Genomic DNA, 23681 nt, shown 5'->3' with positions numbered 1-23681 from the left:
AAGGCTTACATGAAAGCCGAAACGTTTAGGAGGAAGTCTTATGAAGGCTTGGAAAAAACTTGGTTTAGCAAGTTTAGTTACTCTGATAGGAAATGTCGGAGTAACGGTATTTGCGGAAGATTATGCTAGTTCCTATCAAGCATGGGATGCAGCAGGGATTGCAAAGATTGTTTTAATATGTGCTAGTTTAGCAGTCGTAGCTTTATTCGCATACTATATTTATAAAGGTGTGAAGAATAAGGCATTTGTTTCCAAAAAATCAAAGATCTTTACTTCACTTTTGGCATTATTAGGTGTAATAATCATTGGTGCTAACTATGCTGTCAATATGTTTGTCAATGTGATTGACACCTATTTTGCGCCATCTTATGCAGATGAGACAAAAATAGCTGAGGCAGAAGAGGTTTCTAAATCTTTGGTAACAACCATTCAAGAAGAAGGCACTGTCTTGCTTGAAAACAAAAATCAGATCCTACCGCTTGAAAAATCATCTAAGGTCAATGTCTTTGGTATTTCTTCTGTAGCCATTACTTACGGAGGATCTGGTTCAGGTGCTGCGGATGAGTCTAAAAACGTTAATCTGCAACAAGGTCTTGAAAATGCTGGCTTTGAAGTCAACAGTGAATTGACCGATTTCTATACAGAAAACCTCCCAGAAAAAGAAGGTACCAACATCTTCTCCCTCAATGGTGGAGATTACAATATCTATGAGCCAACTCAAGACAAATACACAGATGAATTGCTAGCAAATGCGAAGAATTTCTCAGACACAGCTTTAGTAGTCATTTCTCGTAACGGAGGTGAGGGTGCAGACCTTCCACAAAATATGACAGAATACCAACAGGGAGACAAGGACAAGCACTATCTTGAACTTCAAGATGTTGAAAAAGCAATGTTGAAAACTGTAACCGAAAACTTTGATAAGGTTGTTGTCTTAGTCAACTCTTCAAATGCTATGGAACTTGGATTCTTGGAAGATGCAGGTGTCGATGCAGCTCTATGGATTGGAGGACCAGGTTCAACTGGTTTGAACGGTGTAGCCAATGTCTTGGCAGGAGATGTCAACCCGTCTGGTCGCTTGGTCGATACCTATGCCTATGACTTGGAGACCAACCCAACCTACTGGAATACAGGGGACTTCTCTTATACAAATATTACTTACGAAGATACTCCATGGGGAGCAAAAGAGTCTCAGACCTTTAACTACAAATTTGTCAACTACCAAGAAGGCATCTATCTAGGCTATCGTTACTATGAAACTCGCTTTGCTGACAACGCGACTGGTCAAGTAGATGAGGCAGCCTACGATGTAACAGTGCAATATCCATTTGGCTACGGTTTGAGCTATACAACATTTGACCAAGAAATCACCAGTATGAAAGAAAATGGTGACAAGATTGAGGTCAATGTCAAAGTAACTAACACTGGTGATGTAGCTGGTAAAGAAGTTGCACAAGTTTATTACACTGCTCCATATACCGAAGGTGGCATTGAAAAATCCCATGTTGTCTTGGCTGGCTTTGACAAGACAGATGTACTTGAACCAGGACAAAGTGAAGAAATGACAATTTCCTTCGACCGTGATGACATGGCATCTTACGATGAAAAGACTGAAAAAGCCTACATTTTGGATAAAGGTGACTACCAAATCAAACTCATGAATAATGCTCATGATGTATTGGATTCAGAAACCTACACAGTTGATAGCAAGGAAGTCTTGAAGCAACGTTCATCTGACAAGGCTGAGGTAACTAATGCATTTGAATATGCTGTTGGCGATGTCAAGTATGTAACCCGTGCGGATTGGGAAGGTACGCTTCCAACTGAACGTACAAAAGACAAAGAAGCTAGCGAGCAAATTGCTGCTGAGGTAGATCGTTCGAACTTCCGTATTGACGAATCTTCAGAAACACCGATTGATACGGTGACAACAGAAGATAACGGACTTCGTTTGGTTGATTTGATTGGTGCAGACTATGATGACGAGCGTTGGGAACAACTCGTTGCTCAAATGTCTGTTGATGAAATGGTCAACTTGATTGGTTACGGAGGCTATGCAACAGGAGCAGTCAAATCAATCGATAAACCAGCTGTTGTTGACTTGGACGGCCCTGCTGGTATCAACGGTATCTTCCAAGGTATCAAAGGTGTTCAATATAACTCAGAAGTCGTTGTTGCTTCTACTTGGAATACTGACTTGGCTGAAGAAATGGGTGATGCTTTTGCCAAAGAGGCATTGGCACATGGTATCGTTGGTCTATATGCCCCAGCTGTGAACATCCACCGCTCACCATTTTCAGGTCGTAACTTCGAGTACTATTCAGAAGATCCACTGATTTCAGGTAAAATGGCAAGCTCACTGGTAGCAAAAGCTCTTGAAAATGGAGTCTATACCTTTACAAAACACTTTGCTCTCAATGACCAAGAAGATAACCGTGATGGAGTTGCAACATGGTCTAATGAACAAGCTATCCGTGAAATCTATCTGAAAGCCTTTGAAATTCCTGTCAAAGAAGGCGGAGCAACTGCTATTATGTCATCCTTTAACCGTATTGGTACCCTCTGGGCAGGGGGTAATAGCGACCTCTTGAATACTGTCCTTCGTGACGAGTGGGGCTTCAAAGGGATGGTGATCACAGACTTTGCAGGTAAGGATTACATGAGTCCAGACCAAGCTATCCGCAATGGCGGTGACCTCATGTTGACACCTATGGGAAGCCTCCCTACAGCAGCATCAACAGGTACAGAAGAAGGTGTTGCAGCACTTCGTCAAGCAAGCAAAAATATCTTGTACACCGTTGCTCATTCTGCAGCCTTTGACATCTACAAACCAAAAACGAAATGGTGGATTGTAGCTTTAGTAGCAAGCAATATTGCCCTCATCGGATTGACAGGTTTCGGTCTTGTCAAGTTGACAGGTAAGAAAAAAGAAGAAAAAAACGCAGCATAGCAAGGGGGGGCCCCCTTGTCTTGCATAGGAGACAGTATGAAAGAATGGATTGCCAAACACCCAGACTTGTGGGAATTTATCAAGTTTAATGTGTTATCAAACATAGCGACCATCACAAATTTCTGTGTTCTGTGGTTGTCAACAAATTTCCTCTTTACAGCCTTGTCAAGTCAGCCATTTGACTGGTTTATCTTTCACTATTCTGTAGAAAATGGCGGTTTAAACGGCTTTCTCTCCTTCCTCTTGGCCTATGTAGCGGCACAGATTGTCAACTATATCGTCCAAAGGAAGTTGGTATTTGGTGCAGAAAATGATATTTCCAAGACCCTCCATTGGTATATCTTAACTGTTCTAGTTGCAGGAATTTTGTCCATTGTGCTACCACCTTATACTACTCAGCTTTTTACATCATGGGGTTTGAGTTTGGGTTGGGCACAGACAGCAGCCAACTGGGTCAATATTTTCGTTCAAGTGGCTGTTAACTATCCGATGATGAAGTTTGTAATCATGAAATAATACTCTTCGAAAATCAAACTCAGCCGTTGTTGACTTGATTTGATGAGTGGAAAGCTCCAGTGGAGGTTTCCAGCCTGTCACTTGACAATAATAAAGTGACAGAGTTCTATCTGCTCATATCGAAACGAACAAGGTTCGTCCTATCTCCCACCTCCAACAGTCTATTCTCAGACTGTTGGAGCTAGCCTGATTTTGATTTTCATTGAGTATAAGAAGTAATAGGAGCGGTCTCCCTAGTATTTTCTGGGGAGATTTTTTATAGCAGATTATGCCTAAAATCGTACAGATTATGAAGAAAGCGTTTTAATTGCCCCGTTAGTCTGATATGATAATGATAAAGAAATAGAATGAGGAAAAGATGATGAAGCATCAGGAGATTATTAATCGTTTAACATTGGAAGAAAAAGCAGCACTCATGTCTGGAAAATCTGTTTGGGAAACCAAGGCTTACCCTGAAAAAGGAATTCCATCTATCTTTTTGTCGGATGGGCCACATGGAATTCGCAAGCAAGAAGGAGAAGGTGATCACTTAGGGCTGAATGCCTCTGTCCCTGCAACTTGTTTCCCAACAGCTGCTACCTTGGCAAATTCTTGGGATGTGAATCTAGTTGAACGTGTCGGACAAGGTCTCGGCGCAGAAGCAAGCAGCCTGGGTGTCAATGTCATTTTGGGGCCGGGGCTTAATATCAAGCGCAGTCCCTTATGTGGTCGAAACTTTGAGTATTATTCAGAAGATCCTTATCAGGCGGGAAAACTGGCGGCCGCAATGATTCGAGGGATGCAGTCGCAAGGTGTTGCGGCAACGCCTAAGCATTTGGCTGTAAACAGTCAGGAATTGCGACGTATGGCTTCAGACTCCATTGTAGATGAGCGCACGCTGAGAGAGCTCTATCTGACAGGATTTGAAATTGCTGTTCGTGAAGGAAATCCAAAGGCAATCATGTCTGCCTATAACAAAATAAACGGCATCTATGCTAATGAAGACAAGCGCCTCTTGCGTGACATTCTTCGTGACGAATGGGGCTTTACTGGCTTTGTCGTATCGGATTGGGGAGGCTCTAATGACCATGTCCTCGGTGTTGAAAATGGTAGTCATTTGGAAATGCCAGGTACTAAAAAGGTCGGTCAAAAGGAAATTATTGACGCTGTTCAGTCTGGTCGTCTATCCGAGCAAGTATTGAATGAGCGCGTGGATGAGCTACTTGATGTGGTTTTGGAGTTGGCCAATGCTGAAAAACAGACTGTAGATTATTCTGCACAACATGAATTGGCCCGTCAGGCTGCTGCTGAAAGCATTGTATTATTAAAAAATAAGGATAATATCTTGCCCTTATCTAGCGAGATAAACATAGCCCTCATCGGAGAATTTGCCCAAAATCCTCGCTATCAAGGAGCCGGCTCTTCTTTAATCAATATAAGACAATTAGATAAAACAGTGGATTGCATCGCGGATTATCCATTAAATGTCATTGGTTACGAACAAGGCTATCAACGTGTAGATAAAGAAGATGGGGAATTAGTTGACAAGGCTGTCAACCTTGCTAACCAAGCAGAACTTGTTCTGTACTATATGGGGCTGGATGAAATGAGTGAAAGTGAAGGCTTGGATCGTCAACATCTAAGTCTCCCCAAAAACCAGTTATCCTTACTGAATGCCTTGGTAGGGACAGGTAAAAAAATTGTTGTTGTCCTATCAGCTGGTTCAGTTGTAGATATGAATTGGGATGTGGATGTAGATGCGGTTCTTCACGGCTATCTATCAGGAGAAGCTGGCGCTAGAGCCATGTTAGATACCTTGACAGGTCGTGTCAACCCGTCAGGGAAACTAAGCGAGACCTATCCTGTTGAGTTGGCAGATGTTCCGTCTTCTGAGGATTATCCTGCGGAGGGAGAATTTGCCCTCTATAAGGAAGCTCTCTATGTAGGCTACCGTTACTTTACAAGCGTTGACAAGGCTGTCAAGTATCCCTTTGGCTATGGATTGTCCTACACAGACTTTTCTTACAGTCAATTAGAAGTGTCTGAATCAGGGGTTTCCGTCACGATCACTAATACAGGAATGGTAGATGGGGCTGAGATTATCCAATTGTACGTAGGCAAAGAAGACAGTCAGATTTACCGACCTGTAAAGGAATTAAAAGGCTTTAAAAAAGTATTTATAAAAGCAGGCGAGTCCAAACAAATTTTTATCCCTTTTGAGGACTATACTTTCCGTTATTTTAATAGAGAGACAGGCCAATTTGAAGTAGAGGCTGGAAATTATCTCTTGTATGTAGGTGCAAGTAGTCAGGATATTCGCTTGGTTGGTGAGATTATCCGACAAGGTACAGTAGACCAATTTCCTGCTTCAGAACAGCTTCCGACTTATCTGACAGCCCAAGTACAGGCTGTTTCATCGCAGGATTTTGCACAATTGCTTGGACGTCCAGTTCCAGAAGAAACCTGGAAAATTGGTCAAGAACTGAGCCTGAACGATCCAGTTTTGAAACTCCAATTTGCTAAGAGTGGGTTGGCACGTGGCGTGCATAAACTATTGGCTGGCTTACTGAAAAAAGCAGAGCAGAAAGGGACTCCTGACTTGAACCTGCTATTCCTTTATAATATGCCATTTAGGGCGATGGCCAAGATGACAGGTGACATGCTCGATTTACCGATGGTGGAAGGGATTCTAACCATTGTCAATGGTCATTTTTTCAAGGGCTTAGGTCAACTATGGAAAGCCTATCAAGCAAAAAGAAAATATCAAAAGCAACTTTCCTGAAAATGTGATAAAATAGTAACAAATTGTGTCAAATGGAGAGAAAGATGACCTTACTAAGTATTGCCATTCCGAGTTATAATTCGGAGGCCTACCTTCACTACTGTGTTCATTCCCTTGTAATGGGTGGTGACAAGGTTGAAATTCTGATTATTAACGACGGGTCGACCGATCGGACTCAGGAGATCGCAGAGGGACTAGAGAATCAATTTTCAAACGTACGTGCCATCTATCAGGACAATAAGGGCCATGGCGGAGCTGTAAATACAGGGATACGTGAGGCCAAGGGTAAGTACTTTAAAGTCGTGGATTCAGATGACTGGGTCGATACCAGGGCCTATTTGAAGATCCTAGAGAGTTTGCAGGCATTGGAAGACGAAAATACGCCAGTTGATGCCTTTATCTCCAATTTTGTTTACGAAAAAGAGGGACAATCTCGTAAAAAATCCATGTCTTATCAATCCACTCTACCTGAGAACCGTATCTTCGGTTGGGAAGATGTAGGTGCCTTTTCCAAGGGTCAATACATGATGATGCATTCCTTGATTTACAGGACAGATTTATTGCGTGAGGTTGGTCTCGTTCTACCAGAGCATACTTTCTATGTGGATAATATTTTCGTATTTACCCCTTTGCAGGCTGTGAAAACCATGTACTATCTGCCAGTAGATTTTTATCGTTACTTTATTGGGCGAAATGACCAGTCTGTCAATGAATCCGTCATGATTAAGCGCATTGACCAGCAGTTAAAAGTCAATCGGATCCTAGTGGATAATTTAGACTTGGGGGCGATTGACAATCCTGATTTACGGAGTTATTTGCTCAATCATGTGGAGATTACGACCATTATATCCTGTGCCCTTCTCAATCGTGCTGGAACGGCTGAACACATGATGAAAAAGCAGGAATTATGGCACTATATTCGTGATAACAATCCAGCTCTCTTTAAAATCGTTCGAAAAGGGTTACTCGGGCAATTAACTAACCTATACGGGTATCCAGGCCGAAAAATTTCCAATGCTGTCTATAAAATCGCGAAAAGAATTTATGGTTTTAACTAAAACTCAGTTTCGGCTGAGTTTTTCTGTTATAATGAATAGAAGAAAAACGCTTACAAGGAGAAGACGCATGCAAGAATTAGGACAGACAGGTTTACAGGTTTCTCGAATTGCTTTAGGCTGTATGCGAATGGCTAGTCTGACAGAGCAAGAAACTGCTAAAGTGTTAGATACAGTCGTTGGACAGGGGATCAACTTTTTCGACCATGCAGATATTTACGGCGGAGGTGAGTCAGAAATTCGCTTTGCTCAGGGCACCAAGTTGGCAGGTCTCAAGCGTGAGGACCTGCTTCTCCAATCAAAATGTGGCATTCGTAAAGGTTATTTTGATTTCTCAAAAGACTATATTTTGGAATCTGTAGATGGGATTTTGAAGCGCTTGGATACAGAATATTTAGATGTTCTTGCCTTGCATAGACCAGATGCTTTAATGGAAGCAGAGGAAGTGGCAGAAGCATTTTATCTCTTGAAAAAAGCAGGGAAGGTTCATCATTTCGGCGTCAGCAACCAAAACATTTACCAAATGGAGTTACTTCAATCCTATCTCGATCAACCGCTTGCAGTTAATCAATTGCAGCTATCTCCTGCTCACACGCCTTTGATTGATGCTGGATTACATGTCAATATGAAAGATGATGCTGCGACTATGCGTGATGGTGGGCTGATTGATTATTGCCAGCTTAAAAAAATCACTATCCAAGCCTGGTCTCCTTTCTTGATTGATTTGCAACGAGGTATTTTTGCCAATCATCCTGACTATGCTCTTTTAAACCAGACCATTGGGGAAATAGCAGAGCGATACAATGTTTCACATGAAACAATTGTCGTAGCTTGGATTTTGCGCCATCCAGCAAAGATTCAAACCATTGTTGGGTCCATGAATCCAGATCGTTTGACCAAGATTGCACAAGCTAGTCGGATTACCTTGGCTAGACCAGAATGGTACGATATTTACAGAAGCGCAGGCAACATCTTGCCCTAGGAGGTACTTATGCAGTGGGAAATAAAATCATTTGACCAACTAAGTTTACAGGAACTTTACGGTATCTTGACACTGAGAGTTGATGTCTTTGTTGTTGAGCAGGCCTGTCCCTATCCTGAAGTTGACGGTAAGGATCCAAACTGTCTTCACCTCTTAGGAATGGATAATGGAGAGTTAGTAGCTTACTTGAGAATCTTGCCAACTGGTCTAAGTTATGACGAAGTTTCCATCGGACGTGTGGTCATCAAGTCAAGTCATCGTGGAAAAGGCTTAGGAAGACCAATGATGGAGCAAGCAATTCGCTATATTACAAACGAATGGAAAGAAAGTCAGATTAAAATCGGTGCCCAAGCCCATTTAGAAAAGTTCTATAGTTCGTTAGGTTTTGAGGCGGTTTCAGAAGTCTATCTAGAGGACGATATTCCGCATTTAGATATGCTTTATACTAAACCAGTCGTTTAAGGCTGGTTTTTTAATCCTGTACTCACAAGTCAAGTTATATAAGAGATAGTTTTTTGAAGGAATATGACCTGTATTTTGGAAAAAATAAGGCTGAGTATCTGAATAAAAAGTCTAAGATAGGTCTGCTGGACGGTGAATACAGTTTCTTAGATTTTTCTCGGCAATTTCCCCCAAAAATCAGCCATTTTATGGTAGAATGAATAGGTATAAAATCAGTAAAAGAGGAAGAAAATGAAACGTTCTATGTACGCTGGACGTGTTCGTAAAGAACATGTCGGACAGGAAATTACTTTGAAAGGTTGGGTTGGCCGTCGTCGTGACTTGGGTGGTCTGATTTTCATTGACTTGCGTGACCGTGAAGGCATTATGCAATTGGTGATTAACCCTGAGTCAGTTGAAGCTGAAGTGATGGCAAAAGCGGAGAGTCTTCGTTCCGAGTTTGTTATCGAAGTAACAGGAACGGTTGTGGAGCGTGAGCAAGCTAACGACAATATCCCGACAGGAGCTGTTGAACTGCAAGTAACCAGCTTAACAGTGTTGAACACGGCTAAGACAACTCCGTTTGAAATCAAAGATGGCATTGAAGCCAGTGATGATACCCGTCTTCGTTACCGTTATTTGGATCTTCGTCGTCCAGAAATGCTCAACAACTTCAAATTACGTGCGGCTGTAACCCACAGCATTCGCAACTACTTGGACGACTTGGAATTTATTGATGTGGAGACGCCAATGTTGACTAAGTCAACACCAGAGGGTGCGCGCGACTACTTGGTGCCATCTCGTGTGTCAAAAGGTCATTTCTATGCCCTGCCACAGAGCCCACAGATTACTAAGCAGCTTTTGATGAATGCTGGTTTTGACCGTTACTACCAAATCGTTAAGTGTTTCCGTGATGAGGACTTGCGTGGGGACCGTCAACCTGAGTTTACACAGGTGGACTTAGAAACCTCATTCTTGAATGAAGTTGAAATCCAAGACATCGTAGAAGGCTTGATTGCTAAGGTCTTGAAAGATACCAAAGGAATCGATGTGACCTTGCCATTCCCTCGTATGGCCTATGACCATGCTATGAACTTCTATGGTTCAGACAAACCAGATACTCGTTTTGAGATGCTTTTGCAAGACTTGACAGAACTTGTCAAGGAAGTTGACTTCAAGGTCTTCTCAGAAGCACCAGTTGTCAAAGCCATTGTAGTCAAGGGTGCGGCGGATAGCTACTCACGTAAAGACATTGATAAATTAACAGACTACGCCAAACAATTTGGTGCCAAGGGACTTGCTTGGGTTAAAGTAGACAAGGGAGAATTAGCGGGCCCAGTTGCTAAGTTCTTGACAGACATTACAGAAAACTTGACAACAAGTTTACAACTTGAAGACAAGGACCTGGTTCTCTTTGTGGCAGATGAATTGGAAGTAGCCAACAATACCCTGGGAGCTTTGCGTAACCGCTTGGCAAAAGAGCAAGGTTTGATTGACGAAAGCAAATTCAACTTCCTCTGGATTGTAGACTGGCCAATGTTTGAATGGTCTGAAGAGGAAGGTCGCTATATGAGTGCCCATCACCCATTCACTTTGCCGACAGAAGAAACAGCTCATCATTTGGATGGTGATTTGGCGCAAGTGCGTGCAGTTGCCTACGATATTGTTTTGAATGGTTATGAATTGGGTGGCGGTAGCCTTCGTATCAACCAAAAAGACATGCAAGAACAGATGTTCAAGGCTCTTGGTTTCTCAGCTGAAGATGCGCATGAGCAGTTTGGTTTCTTGCTTGAAGCTATGGACTACGGCTTCCCACCACATGGTGGATTGGCTATCGGTTTGGACCGCTTTGTCATGTTATTGGCTGGTGAGGATAACATTCGTGAAGTTATCGCCTTTCCGAAGAATAACAAGGCATCTGATCCGATGACACAGGCACCAAGTACGGTTGCATCAGCTCAATTAGAGGAACTGGCTTTAGACATTACACTTGAAAATGAATAAATTTTTCAGAAAACAGCGTGTACGCTTTTTAAGAAAGGCCAGAAAGAATAAGTTTTGGTCGGTCATTTTGGGAATTTCTCAGGAAAAATATGCTGAACGGATATCGGGGTCCATTATTTATGGACTCCTATCTAGTATTGCAGTCAATTTTTTCTTTAGACCAGGGAATGTCTATTCGTCTGGAGTAACTGGTCTTGCACAAATTGTTTCTGCTCTGGCAGCTTCTTACGCTGGTTGGAATGTACCGATTGCGGTGGTCTACTACGGTCTGAACATCCCCTTGCTTATCTTAGCCTGGTATAAAATTGGTTATAAATTTACTATCTTTACCTTTATTACGGTATCCTTCAGTTCTTTCTTTATCCAATTTATGCCGCCAGTTACCCTGACGACGGATCCGTTAGTCAATGCTATTTTCGGTGGTCTCATGCTGGGAACTGGGATTGGCTTTGCGCTTAGGAACAATGTATCCAGTGGTGGTACTGATATCGTCTCTATTATTATTCGCAAGAAGACGGGACGTCAAGTTGGCTCCATTTCCTTGATTGTCAACATTATGATTATGTTGATTGCAGGGATGACCTTTGGCTGGCAATATGCCCTGTATTCAATGGTTGCGCTGTTTATCTCCAGTCGCATGACAGATGCGATTTTCGTGAAACAAAAACGGATGCAGGCCATGATTATTACCAATCATCCTGAACGAGTCATTAAGAAAATCCATAAGAAGCTCAATCGCGGTGTGACCATTATCAACGGTGCTGAGGGTGCTTATAACCATGAGCAAAAGACGATTCTCATTACCATCATCACTCGTGCAGAGTTCAATGATTTCAAGCATATTATGAAAAAGGCAGACCCCAAAGCCTTTGTATCGGTAGCTGACAACGTCAATATTATTGGTCGGTTTGTGGAAAGTGACTGATTGACAAACACTACATGTAGGAGTAAAATAGTATTTACAGTCTACATGTAGTGTTTTTATATAAAGAGGAAATGTATGAAGAAGAAAATATATTTGGTTTACATCAGTTTGAGTGGCAATACAGAAAGTTTTGTGAAACGCCTAAAGTCCTTTTTACAATTTCAAACTGACTGGGAGGTTGAACTGGTCCATGTTAAAGATTTGGTCAAGCAGGATATTCCTTTCTATCAGCTAGATGCACCCTTTGTCGCCTTTTTACCAACCTACTTAGAAGGTGGAAATGGAGTGGACAACGGAGATGTGGAAATTCTGACCAATCCTCTTGGAGATTTTATCGCTTTGGGGACCAATGCAGAGCTCTGTCTGGGTGTCGTTGGCTCAGGCAATCGAAATTTCAACAACCAATATTGTCTGACTGCTAAGCAATATGCTGGGCGATTTAATTTTCCTGTTATAGACACCTTTGAACTTAGAGGGATGCAGAATGACATTGAACGCATTGGTCGGAAGATAATGGAATTGATGTAAAGAGCCTCAACTCAGTTTTATGCTGGGTTGTTTTTTTGTCACACAAAAAAACTCACCAGTGTGACCAGTGAGTTTTAAGGAGATTATGAAAAATATTTAGGATTGACTATAGTATACCTCAGACTATATCGTGTTTCATCGGTCTAAAGTCCTATTTGTCTTCTAAAATGCAAATACTCTGTCCTGCAATCGTGATTTCTTGCTGATCACGCTCTTCGACTGGAGGATAGTTGTAGAGAACTGTCTTATTTTTTTCACGTTCATAGGTAAAGTCGCTATCCGCAAAGTTGATGATAAATTGAATGGTCTTTTCTTCACTTGTCACTTGATAGCGAAGAACATATTCAGTTAACCAGTAGAAATCACAAGTTTCTTGGATACTTTCGTAGTTATCCTGGCTGAGTATTGGATTATTTTTGCGGAAGGTAATTAATTCCTGAATGAATTCGATATGTTCCTTATAGCGAATAGCTCGTGTCCAGTCCAGACGGTTGATACGGTCAGGGACATTGTAAGTATTATCTATTTCATCTTTTGTACGGAAAAATTCCTGTCCGCTGTGAATGAAGGCCATACCCTGAGAGATTAAGATGAGCTGGAGACCAAAACTTGCAGCACGTTTTTGCTGTTGAGGTGTCCAGTTTGGATTCTCAATATGGAAATAGTCAAATGCTGTAGCATTATCATGGCATTCGATGTAGTTGAGGGACTGTTGAGGCGTTAAGAAATGGCTTAATCGGCTACCAGTCAGGAGATGTTGTACCTTTTCGTGTAATTGCTTATCTATTAGACGGTTTGGATTGAGTAAGAGTTTCTTAAAGGTATCACGGTAATCGTCGTTGAAGAAGCTGATTTCAGGTAACTGCTCTGCATTGTACTGATGAGCCAGCTTTTCAAATTCGAGGCCTGTTGCCATTTTCCAGCCTTCGCCATAGAGGTAGACATTTGGGTGAATGGCAGATAATTCAGTTTGAATCTGGTTGATTGTTTCGCTATCTAAAATCCCCATAAGGTCGAAACGGAAGCCATCAAAACCATAGAGTTCTAGCCATTGGCGAAGGGATTGTTTGATGTAGTTGCGGACCATACTGCGCTCGCTGGCAACGTCGTTACCGCAGAATGTCCCGTCTGTTCGCATGCCGTGGTCATCATAGCGATAGAAGTAGCCTGGAACGATGAGCTCAAATGCGTACTTTTCAGCATGATAGACGTGGTTGTAAACAACGTCCATAATAACGGAAATATCTGCATCATGGTAGGCCTGAATAGCTTCTTGTAGCTCTAGAATACGTGCGTAAGGATCATTTGGTTGGCTAGAATAGGAACCTTCTGGCAGATTGTATTGCATAGGGTCGTAGCCCCAGTTGTAAACAGCTTGGGGTTTATTTTCATCCACACTGCCAAAATCATAAACAGGCAATAATTGAATATGGGTAACGCCTAGTTCTCTGATGTAATCCATTCCTAGCTTCATCCCATCCATGGTAGGAGACTCTGTCAATCCGAGAAATTGACTGCGGTGCTTGAAATCAGCTTCTTTTTGCCATGAGAAATCACGGACGCTCATTTCATAGATAATGGCCTGAGAGATAGGTCGTTGGGTCTTAGCACGACGGATTTTATGAAGTTTATCTGGATTGATAACGTAGCTGTTACCTGAGTTGGCTGTGGAAGACAGGGCGTAGGGATCGTGAACGGAAATCCATTCACCGTTTACTTTGTGGAGATAGTGATAGCTGTGCGCTTCTAGGTCTCCTTCAACAGTAATTTCCCAAACTCCCTTTGCTCCCTTAGTCATTGCATGTGGGTTTCCTTCTAGAACAAGAAAAACTTGCTTAGAAATAGGTGCCCATAACTTAAAGGTTGTTGCCTCTGGTCGATAGGTTGCTCCCAAGTCTTGCCCATTGTATGTATAACTTTGTTCAAAAAGTGTCGAGCGAACGATATGACCATAGCCGAGTTCAGCTTTATTACGATCCTGGTCGTAGATGGTATAGTCCTTGTCCAATGTCAATGCATGGAGGCTGGTTAGATAATAGATAACGAGATTGTCTACTTCTAGACAGGAATGGATAAAAAGTTGAGACGTAGCATCATTTGATTCGAGTGAGAAGCTCATATGTTCGGAGTCGAATCGTTTTTCCATGACCAAGCGAATAGTTGCTACATCATCAAGGAATGCTTGGAATTGTCGTAATGCCATGAGCCAAAAGGCTCCTTTCTAAGTTAGAGTTCGGTGATGGTATGTGGAATGACACGTCGGTAGCAGACTTGCTTGTCTTCCTTGTTGTCATTGATGATTTGGTGGAGAGTGTTGAATGCGACACGTCCTAGTTTAATAGCGTGGACGTCAACGTAGGCTTCAATATCTAGTTTTGGCTTGACGGAGTCGAAAGAAATGATAGGAAGTTTGACTCCGACTTCGTTGAGATATTTGACAACACCTTCGGCAACGGAAGTGTCGGTTGTGACGATTGCATCCAGGTCTTGTTTGAGTAATTTCTTAGAAATTTTGTAGGCACTGTCTTCGAGAAGGAAGCCAGACACAAACTTGACCTTGTTTTCATCCAGGGGAATATTGTGCGATTTAAGGGCGTTCTTGTAACCTGTATAACGGTCTTGAGATACGACCAACTCTTTGTTACCAGCGACGAAGGCAATGTTTTTGTAACCTTTATTGATGAAGTAGTTGGTAGCTTCAAAGCCGGCCTGGATATTATCATTATCAACTAGTGATATGAATGGAGAATCCGCCTTACCAAGAATGAGGAAGGGGAATTTGTGTTGGATAGCCAATTGTACCAATGGATCGTCGGGCTTGGAATAGAGGAAGATGAGTCCATCCACTCGTTTGCCGTAGACCATCTGAGAAATCGCTTCCAGACGTTGTTCTTCATTCTTTCCTGTGGAGATTTGGATGGCATAATTATGATCTGCTGCAACTTGAGAAATTCCTCGTAAGGCAGTAGGGAAGAAGGGGTTTTGATAGAAAACATCCGAGTCATCTGGCAAAACCAGTCCGATAACCTGTGTATAGCTAGAAACTAGGCTTCGAGCGTTGAGGTTTGGATGGTAGTTGAGATCCGCCATGGCTTTCCGCACCAAGTCTTTCGTTTTTTGGCTAATGGCAGAGCTGTTTTGAATGACACGAGTAACTGTAGATGGCGAGACACCAGCTAATTTAGCCACATCTTTGATGGTTGCACGCATATAGACCTCCTAGATTTCATCTCTGAATTTTGTTTTGAAAAATACCCATAACAAGCATAGCACAAATAGGATATTTTGTATGGTTAGAAGGGTAGTCACAGGTTGACCAAATAGTCCAATTAGACAGGCTATAAGAGTAGGCAGGCCCAGACAGTTGAGAGCAAAATTATAGCACTCTGCAAACGTTTTAAAATGGAAGAAACGAGACTTTTTAGTCAAAAAGAGGAAGAAGCTGGCTCCTAGTAGGATGAAGAGTAGGTTTGTTGTTAAAATAAAGGTCGAAATAAGAGTGATGGACAGTCCGACAGCTGCTCGGTTGGCTTGATACCATTTTTTAGAGATGGCTGCAGTTAATGTCTCCTTACTAGCAAAATCGTCAGTATTCAAACCTTCATAAGTCAATTCGCTTAGAATATCACTTCCTTTACGAATAGTCAGAGACTGATTGGCGAATTGATAAGTAAAGTCAGAACTAGAGCTAACGGTATCACCAAATGTCACTTGCTCCCAGTTAGTATTTCCAGTATAGGTTAGGTGGTTGTTTTCGATGACTGCATGTTGACGGAGGTCATCTACGACCTGATCTGTCAGAGGTGCATAGATACCTTCTACGAAATTTTCTAAAGGATAGGTTTCGAGATTGACAGTCTGTAGGGAGCTCGGAATGAGCAAGAGCGCCACTAAAAAAAGCGTTGTAAACAACCGTTGCCAAAGGTTCATTAGTCTACGATTGGCAAACATATTTCTTGGAGAGAAGATACTAGAAAAATAGGAAAAAGGATATGGGAGCATTCGTTGGACCTTTCATAAATATCAATGTTTCCCCTAAAAAGGGAAAAGGTGGGACAGGGTTATCCCTTGTCGCCACCGCTTGTTAAACCAGATACAAAGTTCTTTTGTAGGAAGAAGAATAGGATACTGATAGGGAGGGCAATAAGAATGGCACCTGCCGCAAAGTAGGCAATCTTCATGTTTTTCACATCACTTATGAAGGTTTGAAGGCCGACAGCTACAGTATAGAATTCTTTTTCACGAAGCAAGAATTTGGATAGGATGTAATCTCCAAAAGGTCCCATGAAGGCCCAGAGCGCTTGTACAGCAATCATTGGACGAACGAGTGGGAGGACGATTTGCCAGAAACGTCTGAAGTGACCGGCACCGTCTAGTTTTGCAGATTCATCAAGTGAGATTGGCACCGTATCGAAGTAGCCTTTCATGAGCCAAGCGTTCATTGGGATACCACCACCGACATAAAGGAAGATGAGGAACCAGCTTTGGTTGAGCGCATTGAGCATGAGGGCCATAACGAAGAAGGCGGTAAGAGCAGCCATGGTTGGTACCATTTGGATAATCAAGAAGAAGACCAAACTCTGCTTACGAGCGATGAAGTTATAGCGACTATAAGCGTAACCCGCTAGTACCACTATACTTGTTTGAATAACCATTGTCAAGAGAGCAATGATAAGCGTATTGAGGTACCAGGTTCCGTATAGAGTCTCGCTAAAGAGCTTGCTGAAATTGTCTAGTGTAAAGTTGATATTGCTATCCAATTTGAAGGCAACCACGTTACCAGACTTGAAGGCGGACATGATTGTAATCAAGAGAGGATAGATGATGATAACAGACAGAACAATCAGATAGAGATAGGTTAAGGTCTGATTGATTCTACGTCTAAATTTTACAGATAATTTCATCTTATACATCCTCCATTTCAAAAGCATTTAGTTTTTTGAAGGCAATCATGGAAATACTGATGACAATCATTGAGATAATCAATGTAACTGCTGCCGCCATTGAGTATTGAGGTGATGTACCTGTGGTTAATTTATAAATCCATGAAATCAAGATGTCAGTTGAACCTGCTCCACCACCGACGCTACCAGGACCACCATTGTTGAAGAGGTAGATGATAGAGAAGTTGTTGAAGTTGAAGGTGTATTGACTGATTAGTGTTGGAGCTGCTACTGCTAAAATCATCGGAAGGGTGATGTTACGGAATTTTTGAATGGCACTTGCACCATCAATGTAAGCAGCTTCATACAAGTCGTTTGGAATGGATTGTAAAATACCCAAGGTCAAAACATAGATATAAGGGAAACCAAGCCAAGCCTGCATCATAATGAGAGCAACTTTAGTCCAGAATGGGTCGGTCTTCCAAGGGATAAGGAAATTATCGATGAATGGTAGGAATTTGCTCAGGAATGGCAATACCTGTGTGTTAATAGCACCGACACTATCGTTGAACATGTTACTAAAAGTCAAGATAGTTACGAAGGCAGGAACAGCCCATGGGAGCAAGAAGATAACACCGAAGATGCGTTTTCCTTTGATGAATGGCTGATTTGCGATGATGGCTGTCAAGATACCGATAACAATTTGAGCTGTTGAAGCGCAGAGTGCCCAGATAATTGTCCAGCCAAGTACAGAGCCAAATGCTGTACGGAATGTGCTTAGTTTCCAGATGTTTGTAAAGTTAGTAATACCAATCCAATCCAACAAGGCACCTGGTGGCAGGTGTTTGAAGTCGTAGTTTGTAAAGGCGATAAACAATGTAACGACAACTGGGAAGATGATAGCAAAGGTCATCGCAATATATGATGGGATAATCAAGAGATATGGGAAACCATTCTCATAGATACCTTTTACCATTTCTTTTAATGTGGTAGCCACTGGCATCCCTGAATTCCATCGTTTCGCGGTATCACGTGCATCTTTTAGGTTGAGTGCATAGAAAGCGAGATAGACAACCGTGATAATCAAATGGAAAGAACCGCGAATCAGCATGAATAGTGAATTATCTTGTCCACGAACACTACCGAGGGTAATCAAGTTGCCTAATTCACCAGCTGCAATAGCAATAAAATAAACAAGGAAGGCAAGGGTAACACCCAAAAAGATGTATCCTTTGGCTTTTTGTTTATTGTAGATTTGTCCGAGACCAGGGATCAGGGACAAAAGGAGTGCCTTACCTGGATTTTGTTTCATAGTCATAGTCTCCTTATATAGCTTCTGAATAGATGGTAGATTTTATCTATTCAGTTTATCGTTAAGTAATAAAGTAGACTGGGAGGAACTCCCAGTCCAACTTTAAACTTGACTAGTTGCTGTGTTTTTGAGCAATTTCGTCTGCAATAGCTTTCACAGCGTCTGTTGCAGCAGTTTTAGCGTCTTTTGCACCACTTGCAGCTTCGAAGAGCATGTTGCCAGCTGGTGTCCAAACTGAACCCATTTCTGAGATGTTTGGCATTGGTTGAGCTGAAGCGAACTGGTTGATAACTGCAGTTGTCAATTCGTCGTTTTTGCTTACAGCATATTCACGAGCTTCAGTGTTAGCTGGAACTTCGTTTGTAGCGTCGTAAAGTGCTTTTTGTTGGTCTGTAGCAGTCAAGAAGTCAACAAATTTTTGAGCCATTTCTTGGTTTTTAGCGCCTGTAGGAACAATCCACGCTTTACCACCACCGAATGCTGAGTAGTTTTTACCGTTTACAAGAGTTGGGATTGTTGCTACACCATAGTTTACACCAGCTTCTTTATATGAAGCTGCTTTCCAAGGTCCTTCGATGATAGCAGCTGCTTTACCGTCTGTAAATTGAGTGTTAATCAAGTTGTTTGCAGCAGTACCGTCTTGAAGACCTTGAGGCCATTTTTCATACCAAGTTTTAGCGTATTCAATCGCTTGGATTGCGCCTTCGTTAGCAAGACCGATGTCTTTTGGATCAGTACCGTTTTCACCAAATACGTAGCCACCGTAACCAGCTAGAAGTCCGTAAGTGTAGTAGAAGTTTGTCCAGTCAGCAAGGAAGGCAGTTGTTTTACCAGCTTCTCCTTCAAAGGCATATTTGCTATCTTTAGCAAGTGTTTCAAGTTCTGCAAATGTCTTAGGAGCTTCAGTCAACAAGTCTTTGTTGTAGTAAAGAACAAGTGTCTCGATAACTGCTGGTGAACCGTAAACTTTACCACCGTTTGTTACAAGAGCTGTTGTTGTCTCATCTGCTTTGCTATCATCTGCAAGTGTCAATTCAGATAATTGACCTTCAGAACCAAGGCTACCTACACGGTCGTATGGTGCCATCATAACGTCTGGAGCTGAACCAGATTGGTTATCCAATGACAAGTTATCCAAACCAGTCAAAGCATCACCAGTTTTAACTGTAACAGTCACACCATTTTCTTTTTCGAAGTCAGCTTTGACGTCGTTGATATAAGATTCATAACCTTGGTCAACGTAGACAGTCAATTCTTTGCTACCTTCAGCAGACTTAGATGCCTCTGTTGATGAACCTGAGTTTGAGCAAGCAGCTAAAACAGCAGTTGATGCAGCAAGAAGAGCAACGCTCTTAAGGAGATTGTGTTTCATTTTCTTCCCTCCGAAGATAAATAGTTTTGTGTGACGTCTGCTTTGCGCAAACGTTTTCCTAAGTTGACTTCATTATACACCAGATTGAATCCGTTTGCAAGCGTTTTTATAAAAAAATTTAAAAATTTTTTTGAGTTTTAAAAAACATAAGAATTTTTTTGTATATATAATGAAGAGAAATATGGAATGGTGTAGGAACGAACAGAATTAAAGGAAAATCCCTTGATTTGTTACCGTTTTCAGTATATAATGAAAAAGAGAAAACGTTTGCGTCATGTAAGCGGATTAGATAGGAGAGCTTATGAAAGTAAGACAGAGTGGTGTGCTGATGCACATTTCATCATTACCAGGAAAATATGGAATTGGTTCCATGGGACAATCGGCCTATGAATTTGTTGATTTTTTGGTAAGAACTAAGCAGCGCTATTGGCAAATCTTACCTTTGGGAACAACCAGTTATGGAGATTCTCCTTACCAGTCATTTTCAGCTTTTGCAGGGAATACTCATTTTATTGATTTCGATATATTGATTGATAAAGGTTGGCTGGCAGCAGAGGATTTACAAGGTGTTGAGTTTGGGCAGAATCCTACAGAGGTAGATTACGCAGCCATTTTTTATGCTCGCCGTCCATTACTGGAGAAGGCAGTTGCCAACATGAAGGCACAAGGCCTGCCAGAAGATTATTGGATGTTCTTAGGGGAGAATGACTTTTGGATTCATACCTTTGCGGAGTATATGGCTATAAAAGAGCATTTTGATCTCAAACCTTGGACAGAATGGGAAGATCAAGGGGCGCGCTTACGTTACCACGATACCTTGGAATATTATCGTCACTTGTTAGCAGATCGAATTGATTATCACCGCATTACACAATATTTATTCTTTTCACAATGGAAGGCTTTAAAGGCTTATGCCAATGCCAAAGGTGTTGAGTTTGTTGGGGATATGCCAATTTACATTGCTGCAGATTCTGCTGATATGTGGGCCAACCCTCATTTCTTTAAAACGGATGAAGAAGGCAAGCCGAGTGTGGTTGCAGGCTGTCCGCCAGATGCCTTTTCGGAAATTGGTCAGCTTTGGGGCAATCCGATTTATGATTGGGAAGCGATGAAGCATGACGGATTTACTTGGTGGGTTGCTCGTTTACGTGAATCCTTTAAGATATACGATATGGTACGTATCGACCACTTTATTGGCTTTGCCTCCTTCTGGGAAATTCCAGCGGGTGAAGAAACAGCTGTAAATGGCTATCGTGTCGAAGCACCAGGTTTTGAATTATTTGATACAATCAAGCGTGAACTCGGAGACTTAAATATCATAGCTGAGGATTTGGGCTCTGTGACAGATAAGGTCATCCAATTACGTGATACGACAGGTTTTCCTGGTATGAAAGTCCTGCAATTTGCCTTTGACCCTGAGGGCGACAGCATTGAAATGCCACATAACCATCCTAATAATGTGGTGGCATATACGGGAACCCATGACAATGATACGATTCTTGGCTGGTACGAAAATGAAACAACGAAAGAATCGCGTGCATTCTTAGATAAGTACAGCAATCGTCGTGAGGGCGAAACGGTCAGTCATGCTCTTTTCCGCCTGCTCTTTGGTTCGCCTGCCTTTATGGCGGTGGCTACTATGCAGGACCTACTTGGTTTGGATGGTTCAGCTCGCATGAACTTGCCAAATACACTTGGTGGTAACTGGACTTGGAGAATGACGGCAGATCAATTGACACCTGAGATTGAAGCGGAATTGCTAGACCTTACAGAAACCTATCGTCGGGTTAATGTGCATTTGGTTGATGAAAAGTCAGAATAAAATGAACTCCTCTAAGCAGCTAACTTAGAGGAGTCTTTGTTATCTCTGTTTACGGACATAGAGCCAGTAGCGAATCCAGTAGTAGATGGTGTAGAGTAGGCAGGCTACGATAGTCCAAATGAAAAATGTATTCAGCACTTTAGCAAGACTTGGCAATAACCAGTTAATCAGTAGAGTAACTACAAAAATAATCACTCCGCTATAGGTGGGCAATTTCTTCATGAGTTTTCCTCCTTTGAATTTAGTATAACAAAATTATATTTGTAGTCAAATGAAATATATGATTGACAATACAAAAATATGAGTATAAAATATAGAAAAAAGGAGGCTATTATGAAAAGACCAATTCATTTGTATATTTTTGTTGTGCTGTCATCTATTGCGAGCGTATTGCGTGGCTTTAATATATTTTTTTCGAAGTACGATGAGGCGGTTGTGCGTCAATTGTTGCAGAATTTTAATGTTGAGGGGATTGATGAGGCATATTTTACCTACATGAGAGAATCTATCAATTTCCAGACGAATCTTGTCAATAAGGCATTTGCAGTTGTGTTATTACTTGCTGTGATTGCGACGATTGTGCTGCTTTTCCTCAAGAAAAATGAGCAGGCTTCTTATACCTACCTGGGTTATCTTTTTGTAACTCTCCTATTTTCGACCTATGCTTTTATTGGTGAGAAAGGGTTGGGTCAAATTTATACGGATTCAGTTATGCGTCAGTCAGTAGAGGCGCAGGCAATGATGAATTATATTATTCGAGTTGTCCTATTTGCTATCTATTTTGGGGTAACTATTTTCTTCCATCTGCGTAAACCGAAAGAAAAACCGAGCACAGCTATTAATTCTACAGATATTTAAGGAAAAAGCACAGTCTAAAAAGATTGTGCTTTTAAATATTGTCTTTTTTGTGATCAGGAGATGGCGATGTAGCGTCGGGCACCTGAGTAACTGATATAGCTAATCCATGTGCGACCTTCGGCAGTAATAACTTTATCATAGCGAACGACTGAGCCAGCTCCGTAGAAGGTGATTTCAGGACTGGACAGACTTGGATTGTTGCGGACACTAGAGTAGGACTGGATGGTGTAGCTTCCTGATGCTGGTAGGCTATTGTTTATAGATTGAGTAATGGTAGGTTGGATAGCGATATAGCGCCGAGCTCCAGAATAGCTGATATAGCTAATCCAGCGTTGTCCGTCGGCTTCAAGAACCTTGTCGTAGCGGACGCTTTCGCCAGCATAATAGTAATCGAGGGTAGGGCTAGATAGACTAGCTTGAGATTTGATGGCCAGTTGGCTGGTAAAAGTATAGGTGCCGCTTGGGGCTAAGGCGGGTTGAGAGTTGGTTGTTCCCGCTCCGAGGTTTTTAAAATGAATGTAGCCGCTAACGGCATTTTTAGGGATAACTCGCTTTCCGTAGGTATAGCGAACACCGTAGTTGTATTCCTCAATCTCTACGGTATCTCCATTTACTGCAGAAACCCATGCGACATGCATGGGAGTTTCCCACCAGGCAACGGCGCCGACAGTAGGTGTCATGTTAACTTGATAACCTTCTTGCTTGGCACGATGGCCCCAAACATTGGCATCACCATAGGCAGGTGGCAATGTAAAACCGTTAACTGTGCTAAGTCGAAAGGCTACAAAGGAGGTGCACTGGCGTGTGTAGAGTCTCCATGGATCGACTGCATCAATTGCTGTGTAGGGATAGTCATCTCCTCGCGCATTGGCTGAGGCTGAAGGTGGGGATTGTAAATTGATACCGACAATGAAAATGGCGGCTAGAAGCTGACAGGTGATTCCTTTTCTTCTCAAGAATGTTTTCATTATTTCTCCTTGTGTAGTAGATGTAGAGGTATCACGTGTACCTCCCATCTATATATTCGTAATTGAAATGAATCTTTTTGATTTTCATTTGGCATAAGGAGTTGTTGTGATAAGGAATCGGAAACGATAGTAGGCAATGTGGTAGAAAAAAGCCTCGGCTGATGGCCGAAGGCTTTGATTATGTGACTTTTAGTCCGTCACGCTCCGTAAGGTGCGTGACAAATAAACCACCCGCTATGCGGGTGTGCGACGAAGGTTATACCAAAAAAACTCCAAACGCGATACAATAAAGGTGTTCAAGCCT

Annotated in this window: 19 protein-coding genes; 11 read left to right on the top strand and 8 right to left on the bottom strand. The window is 42.0% G+C overall.

Annotated features, from left to right (window positions below; all coding sequences use genetic code 11):
• The first annotated feature begins 40 nt into the window (after nucleotides 1-40).
• The 9 genes from ODU46_RS08600 to nrdI all read left to right on the top strand — a co-directional run bounded on the left by ODU46_RS08600 (nucleotide 41) and on the right by nrdI (nucleotide 12162).
• The gene (locus tag ODU46_RS08600) at nucleotides 41-2950 is read left to right on the top strand and encodes a glycoside hydrolase family 3 C-terminal domain-containing protein (RefSeq protein ID WP_398579516.1); all 2910 of its coding nucleotides are present in this window, start codon (nucleotides 41-43) and stop codon (nucleotides 2948-2950) included.
• Between the two features lie 36 nt (nucleotides 2951-2986).
• On the top strand, nucleotides 2987-3466 hold the full coding sequence (locus ODU46_RS08595) for a GtrA family protein (RefSeq protein ID WP_114866972.1): 480 nt from the start codon (nucleotides 2987-2989) through the stop codon (nucleotides 3464-3466).
• Between the two features lie 361 nt (nucleotides 3467-3827).
• Nucleotides 3828-6227, top strand: a complete 2400-nt coding sequence (locus ODU46_RS08590) for a glycoside hydrolase family 3 C-terminal domain-containing protein (RefSeq protein ID WP_114866971.1) — start codon at nucleotides 3828-3830, stop codon at nucleotides 6225-6227.
• 44 nt (nucleotides 6228-6271) lie between these two features.
• Nucleotides 6272-7285 carry a glycosyltransferase family 2 protein gene (locus ODU46_RS08585; RefSeq protein WP_164503943.1) on the top strand — a complete coding sequence of 338 codons (1014 nt, stop codon included), beginning with the start codon at nucleotides 6272-6274 and terminating at the stop codon, nucleotides 7283-7285.
• Nucleotides 7286-7352: 67 nt separating this feature from the next.
• Nucleotides 7353-8264, top strand: a complete 912-nt coding sequence (locus tag ODU46_RS08580; RefSeq protein WP_221864984.1) for an aldo/keto reductase family oxidoreductase — start codon at nucleotides 7353-7355, stop codon at nucleotides 8262-8264.
• Between the two features lie 9 nt (nucleotides 8265-8273).
• Nucleotides 8274-8726 (top strand): GNAT family N-acetyltransferase, encoded by a 453-nt coding sequence (locus tag ODU46_RS08575; RefSeq protein ID WP_398579515.1) that lies wholly within the window; start codon nucleotides 8274-8276, stop codon nucleotides 8724-8726.
• A gap of 231 nt (nucleotides 8727-8957) precedes the next feature.
• Nucleotides 8958-10709, top strand: a complete 1752-nt coding sequence (gene aspS / locus ODU46_RS08570) for an aspartate--tRNA ligase (RefSeq protein ID WP_398579514.1) — start codon at nucleotides 8958-8960, stop codon at nucleotides 10707-10709.
• Nucleotides 10696-11634: a YitT family protein gene (locus tag ODU46_RS08565; RefSeq protein WP_024384275.1), complete on the top strand. Its 939-nt coding sequence runs from the start codon at nucleotides 10696-10698 to the stop codon at nucleotides 11632-11634. Before aspS ends, ODU46_RS08565 begins: the two co-directional genes overlap by 14 nt.
• 75 nt (nucleotides 11635-11709) lie before the next feature.
• Nucleotides 11710-12162 carry a class Ib ribonucleoside-diphosphate reductase assembly flavoprotein NrdI gene (gene nrdI / locus ODU46_RS08560; RefSeq protein ID WP_398579513.1) on the top strand — a complete coding sequence of 151 codons (453 nt, stop codon included), beginning with the start codon at nucleotides 11710-11712 and terminating at the stop codon, nucleotides 12160-12162.
• Nucleotides 12163-12313: 151 nt separating this feature from the next.
• On the opposite strand, the gene pulA is transcribed toward nrdI, so the two are convergent.
• From pulA to ODU46_RS08530, 6 genes are all read right to left on the bottom strand, one after another.
• Nucleotides 12314-14365, bottom strand: a complete 2052-nt coding sequence (gene pulA / locus ODU46_RS08555; protein ID WP_398579512.1) for a type I pullulanase — start codon at nucleotides 14363-14365, stop codon at nucleotides 12314-12316.
• Between the two features lie 23 nt (nucleotides 14366-14388).
• Nucleotides 14389-15372, bottom strand: coding sequence for a LacI family DNA-binding transcriptional regulator (locus ODU46_RS08550; protein WP_002936122.1), 984 nt, complete (start codon nucleotides 15370-15372; stop codon nucleotides 14389-14391).
• Nucleotides 15373-15381: 9 nt separating this feature from the next.
• Nucleotides 15382-16092 (bottom strand): hypothetical protein, encoded by a 711-nt coding sequence (locus tag ODU46_RS08545; RefSeq protein WP_228377843.1) that lies wholly within the window; start codon nucleotides 16090-16092, stop codon nucleotides 15382-15384.
• Nucleotides 16093-16223: 131 nt separating this feature from the next.
• Nucleotides 16224-17066, bottom strand: coding sequence for a sugar ABC transporter permease (locus ODU46_RS08540; protein WP_024407722.1), 843 nt, complete (start codon nucleotides 17064-17066; stop codon nucleotides 16224-16226).
• Between the two features lies 1 nt (nucleotide 17067).
• Nucleotides 17068-18363, bottom strand: coding sequence for a sugar ABC transporter permease (locus ODU46_RS08535; protein ID WP_024376014.1), 1296 nt, complete (start codon nucleotides 18361-18363; stop codon nucleotides 17068-17070).
• A gap of 106 nt (nucleotides 18364-18469) precedes the next feature.
• Nucleotides 18470-19729, bottom strand: a complete 1260-nt coding sequence (locus tag ODU46_RS08530; protein WP_024401029.1) for an extracellular solute-binding protein — start codon at nucleotides 19727-19729, stop codon at nucleotides 18470-18472.
• Between the two features lie 301 nt (nucleotides 19730-20030).
• Between ODU46_RS08530 and malQ the strand changes: the two genes are divergently transcribed.
• The gene (gene malQ, locus ODU46_RS08525) at nucleotides 20031-21551 is read left to right on the top strand and encodes a 4-alpha-glucanotransferase (RefSeq protein ID WP_208572397.1); all 1521 of its coding nucleotides are present in this window, start codon (nucleotides 20031-20033) and stop codon (nucleotides 21549-21551) included.
• Nucleotides 21552-21590: 39 nt separating this feature from the next.
• On the opposite strand, the gene ODU46_RS08520 is transcribed toward malQ, so the two are convergent.
• Nucleotides 21591-21773 carry a hypothetical protein gene (locus ODU46_RS08520; protein ID WP_024384268.1) on the bottom strand — a complete coding sequence of 61 codons (183 nt, stop codon included), beginning with the start codon at nucleotides 21771-21773 and terminating at the stop codon, nucleotides 21591-21593.
• A 111-nt stretch (nucleotides 21774-21884) separates the two neighbouring features.
• Here ODU46_RS08520 and ODU46_RS08515 point away from each other — a divergent pair, with 111 nt between their 5' ends.
• The gene (locus ODU46_RS08515; RefSeq protein ID WP_398579511.1) at nucleotides 21885-22409 is read left to right on the top strand and encodes a hypothetical protein; all 525 of its coding nucleotides are present in this window, start codon (nucleotides 21885-21887) and stop codon (nucleotides 22407-22409) included.
• A 53-nt stretch (nucleotides 22410-22462) separates the two neighbouring features.
• Here ODU46_RS08515 and ODU46_RS08510 read toward each other — a convergent pair whose 3' ends face one another.
• A complete protein-coding gene (locus tag ODU46_RS08510) occupies nucleotides 22463-23377 on the bottom strand; it encodes an SH3 domain-containing protein (RefSeq protein ID WP_395382124.1) in 915 nt (304 codons plus the stop codon).
• Between the last annotated feature and the right edge of the window lie 304 nt (nucleotides 23378-23681).

The organism is Streptococcus sp. 2020WUSS089 (assembly GCF_044427405.1).
GTDB classification, from domain to species: domain Bacteria; phylum Bacillota; class Bacilli; order Lactobacillales; family Streptococcaceae; genus Streptococcus; species Streptococcus hashimotonensis.
Note: the sequence above shows the minus strand (reverse complement) of the source record. Positions and strands in the feature narration are given on the sequence as shown.